Origin of the sequence: Pseudomonas kielensis, assembly GCF_030505375.1 — a bacterium.
GTDB lineage: Bacteria > Pseudomonadota > Gammaproteobacteria > Pseudomonadales > Pseudomonadaceae > Aquipseudomonas > Aquipseudomonas kielensis.
In genome coordinates, this window is sequence record NZ_CP130043.1 from 5,074,223 (window position 1) to 5,088,311 (window position 14,089).

Sequence of the window (14,089 nt, forward strand, 5' to 3'; positions counted from 1 at the left end):
AGGTCTATTTAGTTGAGTTATATATTGGTGAGTCTTGGACCGTGACTGATCAGCCCCCTGCTCCTCAGCTTTTGATCTGTACTCGGCCAGTTCGCGTAGTGTCGTGATCCTGACTACGCTTGTGTTCGGATCCCTATCGGAGTTTGGTTAATGAGCAAGAAAAAACAGGCGCTTGCGAAAGCGCAGCCGCCCGCGCCGCTCAATCGCAAGGACTACGAGAAGCAACTTGCCGCCCTGCACGTCGAGCTGGTGAAGTTGCAGCAATGGGTGGTTGCCACGGGGGCCAAGGTGGTCATTGTGTTTGAGGGCCGTGACGGTGCGGGCAAAGGCGGCACGATCAAGGCCCTGACCGAGCGCGTGAGCCCGAGGATCTTTCGGGTGGTTGCCTTGCCTGCCCCGTCGGAGCGGGAAAAATCCCAGATGTACCTGCAGCGCTATATGCCGCACATGCCGGCCGCTGGCGAAGTGGTGATTTTCGACCGCAGTTGGTACAACCGCGCTGGCGTGGAACGAGTCATGGGGTTTTGCAGCGAGGATCAGGCGCGCACGTTCCTTGATCTGGCGCCGAGTTTCGAGCGTTTGATGGTCAACTCCGGGATCCTGCTGTTCAAGTACTGGCTGGAGGTCAGTCCTGAGGAACAAAGCCGTCGCCTCAAGGAGCGCATCACCGACGGGCGCAAGACCTGGAAACTCTCGCCCATGGATATCAAGTCCTACAACCGTTGGGATGATTACACCCGTGCGCGCGACGAGATGTTCCAGGCTACGGATTCGCAGTGGGCGCCCTGGCATGCGGCCCGCTCGGAAAACAAGAAGTCGGTGCGGCTCAATGTGATCACTCACCTGCTGGAAAACATTCCCTACGAAACCATCAAGCAACCGCGAGTCAGGCTGCCCAAGCGCAAGGTGGGCGACTACAAGGCCATCAACTATCCGTTCAAATACATCGCCGAACGGTTCTGAGCACCAGGGCAAGTGATTCACCACAGGGCCGGGCGCATCTATGGGCAGTGCATGGAAAACGATGTGGTTGCTGGCGCTCGTCCTGTTCGGGTCATGGTCCGTTGTCATGGCGGCGGACGCCAGCCCGGTCGGCCTGGTAGCCAAGACTGAGCAGGCGACGTTTGTCATTGCGCAGAATGACTTGCCGGGCTTGCAGGCCCGTCTCGACGGCCTCAAGCAGCAGGTGTCGCTGGCCGACAGCCTGACCCAACTGGTCAGTCTGCAGGACTTGATTCAGACCTACCTCAACGACGTCGAACGGCAACTCTCGGCGTTGCGGCCGTTGCAGGCCCAGCTCCAGGCCCAGCTGGGGGTGCTGGGCCCCGCCTCCGCTGACGAACAGGCGCCGGAAAACACCGACATTGCGATCCAGCGCATCCATCTCATCGAGCAGAAAGACAAGCTCGACAGCAGTTTGAAAACCCTGGCCGGCCTCAAGGCCAGTGCCACGGAGCTGACCACCCAGATTGCCGCCCTGCGCCGCAGCCTGCTGGAAAGCGAAGTGACGCAGCGCAGTAACAGCATCCTCAGCCCGAATTTCTGGCGGCCGTTGATTACCCCGCAACCGCAAGACCGGCAACGGCTCAGTGCGGTGCTGCAGGAGATCGGCGCCACCCTGGCGTCGGTCTGGCAGCCGGGCCAACGCCTGGCGAGCAGTATGTTGCTGTTGCTGGCACTGGCGGTATGGACCCAGGGACGTAGGCTCGCTGAGCGGGGGCTGTTCTGGGTGTGCATTCATCGCATGCCCGAAGGTCGGCTGCGCCGCAGTTCATTGGCGCTGGCATCGATCCTCGCCACCTTGCTGACCGCTACCTGCGCCTTGGAGTTGCTGTTTTATGCGGTGACACGGCAACTGCCGTTGACTCCCATGCTGCAGAACCTGGCCGAAGAAATCGAAAAACTGGTGTACACCTGCGTGCTGATTACCGGCCTGAGCCGGGCCTTGCTCTCGAACCGCCATCCCTCCTGGCGACTGCCGGCGATTGCCGACCCCGTGGCCATGGCAATGGAGCCCTTTCCGCGGATCCTGGCGGGCGTGCTGCTGGTCCTGGTGACGCTGTCGCAGATCACCAACGTCAGCGGCATGAGCTCCCAGGCGGTGATTGTTGGCCGGGGCGTGATCGCCCTGATCGTGACCGTGATCCTTGCCATCTTGCTGTTGCACATCAGCAAGGTACGCAAGGCCGTGGCCGACAGCGGTGAGGCTCCGGAAGCCGGCACCACCCTGGCTGGGCTGATGTACGCGTTCACCAGCCTGGCGGTCGTGGCCTCCATGTTGGCGCTGCTGACGGGCTACATCTCGCTGGCCCGGTTCATCACCTATGAACTCGTGTGGCTGTTCATTGTGTTCTCCGGTTTCTACCTGCTGATGCAGTTGTTCAAGGACCTGTGCGAGTACCTGTTTTCCCCCAGGCAAGCCAGCGGCAAGGCACTCAAGCAGTTGCTGGGGATCGGCGATGCGCGCCTGGAGCAGGTTTCGACGGTGCTGTCGGGGGCCGGTCGCGCGAGCATGTTGTTGTTCGCCTTGATTGCGCTGCTGGTGGGCGGCGTCGGCACCACCTTCGGTCAACTGTTTGCCCAGGCCCTGGAGATTCTCGGCGGCGCGGGCTTGCGCAAACTGAACATCATCCCTGGGCATTTGCTCAACGCGGTGTTGGCGTTGTTGATTGGCGTCTACCTGATCCGCTCACTGCGCCGCTGGCTGGACAACGAGTTCCTGCCCAAGACCGCGATGGACCCTGGCATGTGCGCGTCCCTGAGCACGCTGTTCGCCAACATCGGGTACGCCCTGGTGATTTTGCTCGCCCTGTCTTCGCTGGGCGTGCAATGGACGAACCTGGCCTGGATCGTCAGTGCGTTGTCGGTGGGCATTGGGTTTGGTTTGCAGGAGATCGTCAAGAATTTCGTCTCCGGCCTGATTCTGCTGACCGAGCGCCCAGTCAAGGTCGGCGACCTGATCAGTATCAGTGGGGTCGAAGGCGACATTCGGCGGATCAATGTCAGGGCCACGGAAATCCAGCTCAGTGACCGCTCCATTGTGATCGTCCCCAACTCCCAGCTGATTTCCCAGAACCTGCGCAACGTGACCCTGGGCGGGAGTGCCCAGGGGGTGGCGACGCTGGAACTGACCTTCGCGCTGGATATCGATCCCGAGCAAGTCAACGACCTGCTGTACAACACCTACTGCGAGCACGAGAACATCCTCGACCACCCTGCCCCCTTCGTGCGCTTCAGCAAGTTGACGCCCGACGGCATCACCCTGACCGTCACCGGCTACGTCAGCAGCCCCAGAGTGGTGGGCAAGATCAAGAGCGACCTGCTGTTCGAGATCCTCAAGCGCCTGGGGGCCGCCGGCATCTCCCTGGCCAAACCGGCGGCGGAGTGACCGCCGGCCTCAGCTCATTTCTTCCTCGCGGATCAGCTTTTTGTTGATCTTGCCGACGCTGGTCTTGGGGATCTCGGTGACGAACTTGAACTGCTTGGGGATCGCCCACTTGTTGATCCGCCCACGCTCGACAAACGTCTGCAGGTGCGCTTCGAGGAGCTTGCGGTCCAGGTAGTGCCCGGGCTCGCACACCACCAGGGCCATGGGCCGTTCACCCCACTGCTCGTCAACAATCCCGACCACCGCCACCGACATCACCGCCGGGTGTTCGCTGATCAGGCTTTCCAGTTCCAGGGAACTGATCCACTCCCCGCCCGTCTTGATCACATCCTTGATCCGGTCCTTGATTTCCACGCCGCCGCGGGCATCGATCGACGCCATGTCGCCGGTGTGCAGCCAACCGCCCTGCCACAACTCGGCGCCCTTTTGCGGCTCCTTCAGATACCCCTGGGTCAACCAGGGCGCGCGCACCACGATCTCACCCAGGGCTTCACCGTCGTGGGGCACGTCATTGCCTTCGGCATCGATGATTTTCAGGTCGACCATCGGCACCGGCACCCCAGTCTTGATACGCGTGGCCAACTGGTCCTGCATGGGTTGCTGCAGATCGTCGGCCCGCAGGTAGGTGGTGCACAGCACCGGGCAGGTTTCCGACATGCCGTAGCCACTGTGTACCTGGATCCCCCTGGCGCTGGCTTCGCTGGCAATGCCCAGGGTCAGCGCGCTGCCGCCCAGGAGCATTTTCCAGCCATCAAAACGGCTGTGCTTGCCCGCCTCGCAGTTGAGGATCATCTGCAAAATGGTCGGCACACAGTGGGAAAACGTGACCTTCTCCTCACGGTACAACTGCACCAGCCGATTGGGCTCGTAACGCCCCGGGTACACCTGCTTGAGGCCCATGAGCGTCGCAACATAGGGCACGCCCCAGGCATGCACATGGAACATCGGGGTGATGGGCATGTACACATCATCGGAGCGCAACAGTGGCAAGCCTTGATAGGCCCCCAGGGTGCCCACCGCATTGAGGGTGTGCAGCACCAGTTGGCGGTGGGTGAAATACACGCCTTTCGGGTCGCCGGTGGTGCCGGTGGTGTAGAACAGCGTCGCCACCGAGTTCTCATCGAAGTCGGGGAAGGCGTACTGGTCTGCGGCCTCGGCCAACAGGTGCTCGTACTCCCCCACCACTGGCAGGCAGGTCTCGGCCGCCGTCTCATCCGTCAGCTGCAGGTAACCCTTGACCGTCGTCAGTTGCCCTTGCAGTTGTTCGACCAGGGGCAGGAAGTCGTCATGCACCAGCACCAGGTCATCCTCGGCGTGGTTCATGGTGAACAGCACCTGCTCCGCCGACAGGCGAATGTTCACGGTGTGCAGCACCGCGCCGATCATCGGCACGGCAAAGAAGCATTCCAGGTAGCGGTGGCTGTCCCAATCGAGCAAGGCCACGGTGTCCCCGGCCTTGACGCCGGCGGTGGTCAGGGCGTTGGCCAGGCGGCGAATCCGCTGGTTGAGGGTCTGGTAGCTGTAGCGCAGTTTGTCGGCGTAGACGATTTCCCGCCCTGGCTCGTAGCGCACCCCGGACAGCAGCAATTGCTTGATCAGCAAGGGATAGGCATAGGCGCCGGCGGCCGGAGGAATGATTTTTGTCTCGATCATGCTGGGGTTCCTTGTCCGTTCAATCAGAACTGCGCGGCTGGCAGTTCATAGAGGCAGGCGCTACCGGCCCTGACCGATTCGCTCAGTGAATGGATGCGCGGCAACAGGCGGGCGAAGTAGAAACGCGCGGTGCACAGCTTGCCGGCATAGAACTCATCCTCATGGGCCTTGCCCATGGCCGCCTGGGCCATCAACGCCCACATATAGGCATAGGCGGTGTAGCCAAAGACCTGCAGGTACTCCACCGAGGCCGCGCCGATTTCATTCGGGTTGTCCTGCGCCCGATCCAGCAGCCAGGCGGTCAGTTCGTCGAGGTTGTCGACGGCGGCGCTCAGTGGCTTGCAGAACTTGCCCATGTCCGCCCCGGCATTGGCGATGAAATGGCGGATTTCTTCGGCGAACACGCGATACAGCGCCCCGCCGCTGCCGACAATCTTGCGCCCGGCCAGGTCCAGGGACTGAATGCCGTTGGTGCCTTCATAGATCTGGGTGATCCGCACATCACGCACCAGTTGCTCTTGCCCCCACTCACGGATGTAGCCGTGGCCGCCAAACACCTGCTGGCCGTGCACCGTGGTCTCCAGCCCCATGTCGGTGAGGAACGCCTTGGCCACCGGCGTCAGCAAAGCCACCAGTTCCTGGGCGCGGGTCCGGGTTGCCGGGTCTTGGCTGTACTTGGCCGTGTCCAGTTGCAGCGCCACGTAGCTGGAAAACGCCCGGCCGCCCTCGTTCAAGGCTTTCATGGTCAGCAACATGCGTCGCACGTCCGGGTGCACGATGATCGGGTCGGCGGCCTTTTCGGTGGCCTGCGGGCCCGTGGGTGCGCGGCTCTGCAGGCGATCGCGGGCGTACTCCACCGCGTTCTGGTAGGAACGCTCACCCAACGCCAGGCCCTGGATACCTACGCCCAGGCGCTCGTAGTTCATCATGGTGAACATCGCGGCTAGGCCCTTGTTCGGCGCATCGACGATCCAGCCGGTGGCACCGTCGAAGTTCATCACGCAGGTGGGGGACGCCTTGATGCCCATCTTGTGTTCGATGGAACCGCACGACAGCGCGTTGGTGGCGCCCAGGGAGCCATCGTCGTTGACCAGCACCTTGGGCACCAGGAACAGCGAAATGCCCTTGGGCCCGGCCGGCGCATCCGGCAGTCGCGCCAGCACCAGGTGAATGATGTTCTCGGTCAGGTCGTGCTCACCGCCGGTGATGAAGATCTTGCTGCCGCTGATCCGGTAGCTGCCATCGGCTGCCGGCTCGGCCCGGGTGCGAATCAGCCCCAGGTCGGTACCCGCATGGGCTTCGGTCAGGCACATCGAGCCGGTCCAGGTGCCGGCGTACATGTTCGGCAGGTAGCGTTGCTTGAGCGCCTGGCTGGCGTGGGCGTTGATCGACAGGCAGGCGCCGGCCGTCAGCATCGGGTACAGGCCAAACGACAGGCTGGCGGAGTTGACCATCTCCTCGACCTGGGCCGAAATCGCCTTGGGCATGCCCATGCCACCAAACTGCGGGTCGCCGCCAACGCCCACCCAACCGCCTTCGGCAAACGCCTGGTACGCCTCGGCGAAACCCTGTGGCGCAGTCACCTGGCCGTTGTCCCACCCACAGCCTTGCTCATCACCGCTGCGGTTCAGCGGCGCGATCACGTGCGCGCTGATCTTGCCGGCTTCCTCGAGGATCGCCGCGGCTGTCTCTGGATCGATGACCTCGGCCAGGCCCGGCAATTGCGCCCATAACCTGGAAACCTGGAACACCTCATTGAGGACAAACTGCATGTCACGCAAAGGGGCTTTGTAATCAGACATAGTTGGCTTTCTCACAAGTTGTCAGTGCATCAGGCATACCCTGACGTTGGGATGTGTCGGTTGTACCGGCGGGGGCCACGGAGTTTTCGGCTGCCACCCGACGCTCCAGCGCCGGATCTCGCAGCAGGAAGTACGACAGGGCCGGAATCAGGATCAGCGCACCCAGCATGTTCCACAGGAACATGAAGGTCAGCAGGATGCCCATGTCCGCCTGGAACTTGATGGGCGACCAGACCCAGCACACCACGCCGGCGGCCAGGGTGATGCCCACCAGGCCCACGACCCGACCGGTGAACGACACGGCATTGCGGTAGGCCTGGGCCAGTGGCAGGCCCTGGCGCTGGTAATGCAGTTGCACGCTGAGCAGGTACAAGGCGTAGTCCACGCCGATCCCCACCCCCAGGGCGATCACCGGCAGGGTCGCGACCTTGACCCCGATCCCCATGACCACCATCAGCGCTTCGCAGAGGATCGAGGTCAGTACCAAAGGCAGCAGCGCCACCAGGGTTGCGCGCCAACTGCGGAAGGTAATCAGGCAGAACAGCGTGACCGCCGCATAGACATACAGCAGCATGCTGCGATTGGCTTCGCGCACCACAATGTTGGTGGCCGCCTCGATCCCGGCGCTGCCGGCGGCCAGCAGGAACTGGCGATCTTCGCTGCTGTTGTCGCGGGCGAATTTATCGGCGATGGCCACCACCTCATCCAGGGTCTGGGCCTTGTGGTCCTTGAGATAGGCAATCACCGGCATCAGCGAGCAATCGGTGTTGAACAGTTCCGGGGAATTGACCGAGGCCTGCTGGGCCGCATAGTTCAACACGTCCTGGTTGCGCTGGATGCTGTTGAGCTTGGGGTTGCCCTCATAAGTGCCCGCAGTGATCTGGCGCACGGCATTGACCAGCGAGGTGGTCGCCTGCACGCCCGGTGACTGCTGCAGTTCCCAGGCCAGGCGGTCGGCGAGCACCAGGGTCTTGTAGTTCAGGCAGCCTTCGGGAGCGGTCTTGATCATCACCGCGAACAGATCGCTGGACAGCGCGTAGTGCTGGGTGATGTAGGCGTTGTCGCGGTTGTAGCGCGAATCGGCACGCAGCTCCGGCGCCCCGCTTTCCAGGTCGCCGATCTGCAGGTGCAAGCTGATCATGAAGCCGCCGATGCCCATCACCAGGGCCACCAGCACCGCCCCCGTGGCCCACTTGGCGCTGGTGAAACGGTCGAGCCAGTCCCACAGCTTGCCAAAGCCCTTGTGGCCGTCGGCCCGGGTGTCGATTTTCAGGGCACGCTCGGCTGCCTTGCGGCCGACACCGACATAGGACAGCGCCACCGGCATCAGCAACAAGGAGGTAAAGATCAGTACGGCGACGCCGATGCTGGCGCTGATGGCCAGGTCCTTGATCACCGGAATGTCGATCAGCATCAGCACCGCAAACCCCACGGCGTCAGCCAGCAGTGCGGTGACCCCGGCAATGAACAGGCGGCGAAAGGTGTAGCGCGCGGCGATCAGCTTGTGGGTGCCACGGGCGATGTCTTGCATGATCCCGTTCATCTTCTGCGCGGCATGGGACACGCCGATGGCGAAGATCAGGAACGGCACCAGCACCGAGTACGGATCGATGGCATAACCCAGCCAGGCGACGATGCCCAGTTGCCAGACCACCGCGATCAGCGAGCAGCCGACCACCAGCAAGGTGCTGCGCACGCATCGGGTATAGAGGTAGATGATCAGCAGCGAGGTCACCACCGCCAGGCCGAAGAACATCATCACCTGGATCAGGCCGTCGATCAGGTCGCCCATCAGCTTGGCGAAACCGATCACCCGCACCTTGTACGGGCCCTTGCCCTCCTCCCCGGACGCGCGTGCCGCCTTGTCGCCGGCAAATTCGATCTTGTCGCGCAGTTGCTCTTCGAGCATCTGCGAGAACGCGTGGTAGTTGATCGGCTGGCCACCGGCGGCGGCCTTGTCCAGCAGCGGGATGATCAACATGCTCGACTTGTAGTCACTGGCCACCAGGCTGCCGACGATGCCGGCCCGGGCGATGTTCTGCCGCAACTGTTCGATCTGCTCGGGCTTGCCCTCATAGGTGTCGGGCATCACCGGGCCACCCTGGAAGCCTTCCTCGGTGACCTCGGTCCAGCGTACGGCCGGGCTCCACAACGATTTCATCCAGGCACGATCGACGCCTTCGGTGAGGAACAGCTGATCGTTGACCTGCTTGAGCACGTCCAGGTAGGCAGGGTCGAAGATGTCGCCCTGGGTGTTCTCCACCACCACCCGCACCGAGTTGCCCAGGCCGCGCAGGGACTGGCGGTTCTCCAGGAAGTTCTGGATGTAGGGCTGGCTCTGGGGAATCATTTTTTCAAAGCTGGGGCGCAGTTCCAGGCGCGTGGCGGCCATATAGCCCAGCACCACCGTCGCCAGCGCCATCAGCAGCATGAACAGCGGCCGGTAGTTGAACACCAGGCGCTCCAGGCGGTTGCCGGAGCGTTGGTCGAAGTCACGCACGTCGCGGATGACCGGCATGGTGTCTTGCTTGATATTGCCCATGTCTGGGTTCTCGCTCTAAGGATTCGAGGTCTTAATCGCCGGACAGCGCCCGTGCACCACGGCTACCCACCACCACCAGCGCACCATTGGCGGCTTGGGTGGCACCGGCCACCGGGGCGGGTTCGGCTTGCGGCACCAGGTGCAACGGCGCACCGGCGCCCTGGCTCTGCAGCATCTGCCCACCCTGGGTGAACAAGCGGTACTGGCCCTTGGCGTCGAGCAGGCCAGCGGTGATGCTGACGTGCAGGCCGGTGTCCAGCGGGGTCCAGCTCAGGCCGCCATCGACGCTGCGCAGCACGTTGCCGCGCAAGCCGTAGGCAAGCACCTCGCCGGGTTTGCCGAGCACCCCGAAAAAGCTGCCCTGATAAGGCGTGGCCAAGGCGACGAAGCGTTGCCCGGCCTCATCCCAGCGCAACATCAAGCCTTGCTCGCCGGCGATGTACAGCGCGTCGCCGGTGGAGGCGATGGCGTTCAGGTGAAAGCCCTGAGGGTTGTCGGTGCGGTCCTGAAACGGTGTCCAGGTCAACCCACCGTCCTCGGTGCGCAGGATCAGGTTGAACACACCGACCACATAACCGAGTTGATCGTTGGCGAACCAGACGTCGAGCAATGGCTTGTCGGCGCCCTGCTCCACCATGCGCTGGCCTTCGTCTGCCAGTTGCGCCCAGCGCTCGTTAGCCGGTTCGGCCCTGGCCAGGTCGCCGTAGTGCTTGACCAGCAAGGCGCCGATCTGGCGCCCGTCCAGTTGTTTGCTCCAGCTCGCCCCGGCATCGCTGCTGTGCAACACCACGCCGTCGTTCCCCACCGCCCAGCCTTGCGAGGGCGATGGAAAACTCACCGCGTTGAGATCGGCGCTCACCGGCACCACGGCTTGTTGCCAGTGGGTGCCGCTGTCATCGGAATACAGAACATGGCCACGCTGGCCGACCGCGATCAGCCGCTCGCCAGCCCGCGCCATGCCTGACAACGGGCTGCGCACCGCCAGCGGGCTGGCCTTGGCTGGCAAGTCCAGGACATCGACGTAGCCAGCGGCCCATGTCAGGCCCTGGCTGACGGCAAGCACGGCGCCCAGCGCCACTTGCAGGTACTTTTTGTACGAACCCATACCGCGTCCTCTTCGGAAAACTGCGCCAGGCCACACAACCGTGTGGCCTGGCGTTGACACCTGGCGTCCTTGCCGATCAGCGAATGCCCGAACCTGCCAGGGACTCCGGCGACCACTGCGCCTTGGAGAGCGGCTCGATGTACTTGATGCCGCCGTAAGGGCCGACCACACCGTTGATGTTGTAGGAGCCACCGACCAGGTCGTAGATCATGAAAGGCGTGGAGTCCGGGATCTGCTTGTCATAGCTCTGGCTGAGGAACGCGAAGGAGCCGCGATACAGTTGGCCACGGGCGTCGTACTGGTCTGAGGCCAGAGCGGTCCAGCTGTCTTCATCGAGGTAGAAGCGGCGTTTCTGGTAGATGTGCCGGGCGCCGGCCTTGAGGTTGCCCTCGACGACCCACACCCGGTGTTTTTCCCAGCGCACATAATCCGGTGCCAGGTGATTGGGGGTGGTCAGCGACTTCGGATCCTGGGCGTAGGTCAGTTTGTAGGTGTTGTAGGGCACGATCATTTCCTGCTTGCCCACCAGCTTCCAGTCGTAGCGGTCCAGGGCCCCGTTGAACACGAACACATCGTCGTAGGTGCCCGCGCCGGCCGTGCCCGGGTTCGGTGTGTCATAGGCCAGGTTCGGGGCCAGCTTGACCCGACGCTGGCCAGGCAGGTATTGCCAGGCGCGACGGGGTTGTTGCAGCGGGTTGGCGGCGTCCTTGAGCATTACCGCTTCGCCGGCCCGGCGCGCAGGACCGGTGTACGACAGCTTCATCTGGTAGTACACGTCGGCACTGCTGATCGGTTGCGCGAGGTTTTCGTAGATCGGGTAGGAAATCATTGCCTGGCCGGTGGTCGCCAGGCTCGCCACGCCGGCGGAATCGACGTTCCAGGAGTCGTACTTGGAGTTGATGTTGACCCCCTGGTAGCGCAGCAGGAAGTTCCACATCGCCTCATTGCCCGACTGCGGGATCGGGAACGGCACGCCAGGCAGCACGTTGTCGATGGCCAGGCCGCCTTCCAGGGACTTGGCACCGGTGGCGTTCTTCACGCCGTTGTCCAGCACGGCCTTGGGCAAGGTGACGGTGCGGTGGGTCGGGTAGACGTTGACGTGAAAGCTGGGGAAACGCTTGGCCAGCTCCAGGGTGGTTGCCGTCAGCGCGCCCTTGTACTGCTCGGCATTCTTGCCGTCGATCACCAGCACCGGCTTTTCATCGGCAAAAGGGTCCGGACGCATGCTGTCGCCGGCCTTGAAGCTGGCCGGTGGCGTGGTCAGGCCGCCGCTGTAGGCGGGAATCGAGCCATCGGCATTGCCGGCCTTTTCCGCCCCGATCAGGGTCAGGCTGCTGCCCAGCTTGGCGGCTTCCTGGGCGGAGACGGCGGCTTGGGCCTGGCCGGCGATGACCAGGGCCAGTGAGGCAGCCAACACGGTGTGCACGAATTTCATCTTGTTATTCTCCTGCTGACTCGAGTCAGCGATTCGTGAGTTAAAACGTGGTTTTCATCGTCAGGTACAGAGCGCCACGGTCTTCGGTAGTGGCTCCGCCACCGGAAAAGGCTGAGTAGCCCCCGCCATAACAGGCGTAGTTTTCGTTACCGCTGAAGGCATTCGGAGTCGAGCCGTCGCCGCTGCCGGCATTGGCTGCGCCGGTGCTCGAACCGCTGTTGTCACACTTGTCGGACTTGCCGAAGGAATCGACGTACTTGAGGTCGACAAAGTATTTGTTGTACGCCACGGCGCCGACGCCCACGGCGTAGTTGCCGGTGTCCTTGGCGCCGCCGCCGGAGACAGGCGATACACCGTCCAGCCCGACGTTGACCGACAGCGGCATGTTGAGGTCGACCCCCGGGAACACCTGGTACCAGGTGGGCGTGAAGTTGACGGCAAGACCCCAGTTGTCGCGGGTCGGCGCATCAATTCCACGATAGCTGCCGTTGCCCTTGTACAGCGCTTCGTTTTTGTCATCGAGCTTGAGCAGGTTGCTGTAGTACAGCTCGGCGAGCAGGTTGGCCGAGTCGAACAGCGGGGTTTTCGGCAGGCTCATCAGACCGTTGAGGGTCCAGTGCAAGGTGTCACCGGTGGCGCTCATGCTGTCGCCCCGGCTCGGGGCGTCATAGACCACACCGGTGGCGGCAGTACGGGCCGGCAACAGGCCAAGGCCGGCGCCCAGGCCCAGCGGCCCCGAAGAACTGACAATCGCCGGAATACTCGCCAGCGGCATGTTGTGGCGGATGTTCAGGTCCGAACCCACGCTCACCCCGCCCACATCCTTGGACAGACTCAGGCCGAACACCCGGATGTTGTCGGCATAGGCCATTTGGTAGGTACTGGTGCTCAACGAGTTGAGGGTGTTGACCACGGCCGGCACCTGCCCGGCTGGACGGGTGCCGTTGGGGTTGGCCGAGGTCAGCCCGGTGGCGTTCAACCAGGCTTGCGGCAGGATGTCCGAGGTGTTGCGGTAGTAGGCGCCGAGGGTCCCGTCCAGCCAAGCCGGAGACCATTTGGCCATCACCCCCCAGTCACCGCTGCTGCCCGGCGTCAGGTCATGCCCGCGACGCACGTTGGTCAACCCGTTGCACGGTGCCAGGCCACAGCCCAGCGGGCTGCCCGGGACCACGGAGTTGGTGTTGCCGAGCAGGAACGATTGCGCGCCGAAACCCACCAGGTCGGAACCGCCATAGTAGGTGCCGGCTTCCGGCAAGCGGGCGGCGTCCCAATCGAGGAAGTACTGCGCGCCGACGGTCAGTTCCGGGTTCACGGTGAACGACATCGACAGCTGGTTACGCGGAACGAACAGCTCCTTGGCCTCAGTGCCCGGCGACGCCGACAGTTTGGCCAGGTCCAGGCCCGACTGGCCGTAGCTGACCGAGTGCACCGGGTTGAGCAGGGTTTCGCCCCAGAATACGTTGTGCTGGCCGGCCTTGACGCTGAGCAACGACTCTTCGCCCACTTCGGTGCTGTAGAACACGAAGGCGTCGAGGATTTCCCCGGACGGTCCGGTGTAGTAACGCTGGGCGTAGTTGCTCAGGTGCGGGCTGCCGTTGCCGACATTGTCGCCGGTGACGCCCGCCAGGCGCGGGTCATTGGCCACCAGGCCGGAGCGTGCATCGTTGCCGTTGACGAACGGATTGGAGTTCGAGCCAACGTTTTCATAGGCCTTGTCGTACCAGCTGGCGGCGCTGACCCGAAAGCCCATGCTGTTCTTGTAGACCACGTCCATCTCGGTCAACAGGTCGATCCGGTTGCTGATGTTGGTACCGGCCTTGCGAAAGTTGTAGTCGCCATCGTTGTTGTTGGGCGTCGCCAACATGCGTTTGTCGGCACTTTCAGTGCGCACCCCGTAGTTGTACTTGACGGTGTTGTCCAGACGCGCGGTCCAGTCCGGGTTCCCCGTATCGAGCTCGAAACCGTGGGCGACCGGCATGCTGGCGGCGAGGATGGCTGAGGCCAGCAAGGTGTAACGCGATGGGGTGAAGCCGTGACTCTTATTGTTGTGCATTAACGTGTCTCCGCCTTTTTGTAGTTGTTTTAAGCGCAGCCGCCCTCTCGTCACCCCTTGTTCCAGGGGTTGACGCTGATCAGCAATGAGGGCCTTGGCCGGTTGACTCGG

8 protein-coding genes are annotated in these 14,089 nt (G+C 63.0%); 2 read left to right on the forward strand and 6 right to left on the reverse strand.

Annotated elements, in window-relative coordinates; translation table 11 throughout:
- Nucleotides 1–150 precede the first annotated feature (150 nt).
- Nucleotides 151–963, forward strand: coding sequence for a polyphosphate kinase 2 (gene ppk2 / locus Q1W70_RS23665; RefSeq protein ID WP_166590981.1), 813 nt, complete (start codon nt 151–153; stop codon nt 961–963).
- Between the two features lie 40 nt (nt 964–1,003).
- Nucleotides 1,004–3,388 carry a DUF3772 domain-containing protein gene (locus Q1W70_RS23670; protein ID WP_166590980.1) on the forward strand — a complete coding sequence of 795 codons (2,385 nt, stop codon included), beginning with the start codon at nt 1,004–1,006 and terminating at the stop codon, nt 3,386–3,388.
- Nucleotides 3,389–3,397: 9 nt separating this feature from the next.
- On the opposite strand, the gene Q1W70_RS23675 is transcribed toward Q1W70_RS23670, so the two are convergent.
- The 6 genes from Q1W70_RS23675 to Q1W70_RS23700 all read right to left on the reverse strand — a co-directional run bounded on the left by Q1W70_RS23675 (nt 3,398) and on the right by Q1W70_RS23700 (nt 13,978).
- Nucleotides 3,398–5,041: a fatty acid--CoA ligase gene (locus Q1W70_RS23675; protein ID WP_182340341.1), complete on the reverse strand. Its 1,644-nt coding sequence runs from the start codon at nt 5,039–5,041 to the stop codon at nt 3,398–3,400.
- 23 nt (nt 5,042–5,064) lie between these two features.
- On the reverse strand, nt 5,065–6,843 hold the full coding sequence (locus Q1W70_RS23680) for an acyl-CoA dehydrogenase C-terminal domain-containing protein (protein WP_166590978.1): 1,779 nt from the start codon (nt 6,841–6,843) through the stop codon (nt 5,065–5,067).
- Nucleotides 6,836–9,385, reverse strand: a complete 2,550-nt coding sequence (locus Q1W70_RS23685; protein ID WP_166590977.1) for an efflux RND transporter permease subunit — start codon at nt 9,383–9,385, stop codon at nt 6,836–6,838. Before Q1W70_RS23685 ends, Q1W70_RS23680 begins: the two co-directional genes overlap by 8 nt.
- Before the next feature lie 31 nt (nt 9,386–9,416).
- A complete protein-coding gene (locus Q1W70_RS23690; protein WP_302098131.1) occupies nt 9,417–10,490 on the reverse strand; it encodes a WD40/YVTN/BNR-like repeat-containing protein in 1,074 nt (357 codons plus the stop codon).
- A 76-nt stretch (nt 10,491–10,566) separates the two neighbouring features.
- On the reverse strand, nt 10,567–11,925 hold the full coding sequence (locus tag Q1W70_RS23695) for a DUF1329 domain-containing protein (RefSeq protein WP_166590975.1): 1,359 nt from the start codon (nt 11,923–11,925) through the stop codon (nt 10,567–10,569).
- 40 nt (nt 11,926–11,965) lie between these two features.
- Complete coding sequence (locus Q1W70_RS23700; RefSeq protein WP_302098132.1) at nt 11,966–13,978, reverse strand: DUF1302 domain-containing protein; 2,013 nt, start codon at nt 13,976–13,978, stop codon at nt 11,966–11,968.
- Between the last annotated feature and the right edge of the window lie 111 nt (nt 13,979–14,089).

Coding starts and splice junctions, on each gene's coding strand:
- Q1W70_RS23685 (WP_166590977.1), bottom strand. CDS start 9,385: ATGGGCAATATCAAGCAAGACACCATGCCGGTCATCCGCGACGTGCGT.
- Q1W70_RS23670 (WP_166590980.1), top strand. CDS start 1,004: ATGGGCAGTGCATGGAAAACGATGTGGTTGCTGGCGCTCGTCCTGTTC.
- Q1W70_RS23675 (WP_182340341.1), bottom strand. CDS start 5,041: ATGATCGAGACAAAAATCATTCCTCCGGCCGCCGGCGCCTATGCCTAT.
- Q1W70_RS23690 (WP_302098131.1), bottom strand. CDS start 10,490: ATGGGTTCGTACAAAAAGTACCTGCAAGTGGCGCTGGGCGCCGTGCTT.
- Q1W70_RS23680 (WP_166590978.1), bottom strand. CDS start 6,843: ATGTCTGATTACAAAGCCCCTTTGCGTGACATGCAGTTTGTCCTCAAT.
- ppk2 (WP_166590981.1), top strand. CDS start 151: ATGAGCAAGAAAAAACAGGCGCTTGCGAAAGCGCAGCCGCCCGCGCCG.
- Q1W70_RS23700 (WP_302098132.1), bottom strand. CDS start 13,978: ATGCACAACAATAAGAGTCACGGCTTCACCCCATCGCGTTACACCTTG.
- Q1W70_RS23695 (WP_166590975.1), bottom strand. CDS start 11,925: ATGAAATTCGTGCACACCGTGTTGGCTGCCTCACTGGCCCTGGTCATC.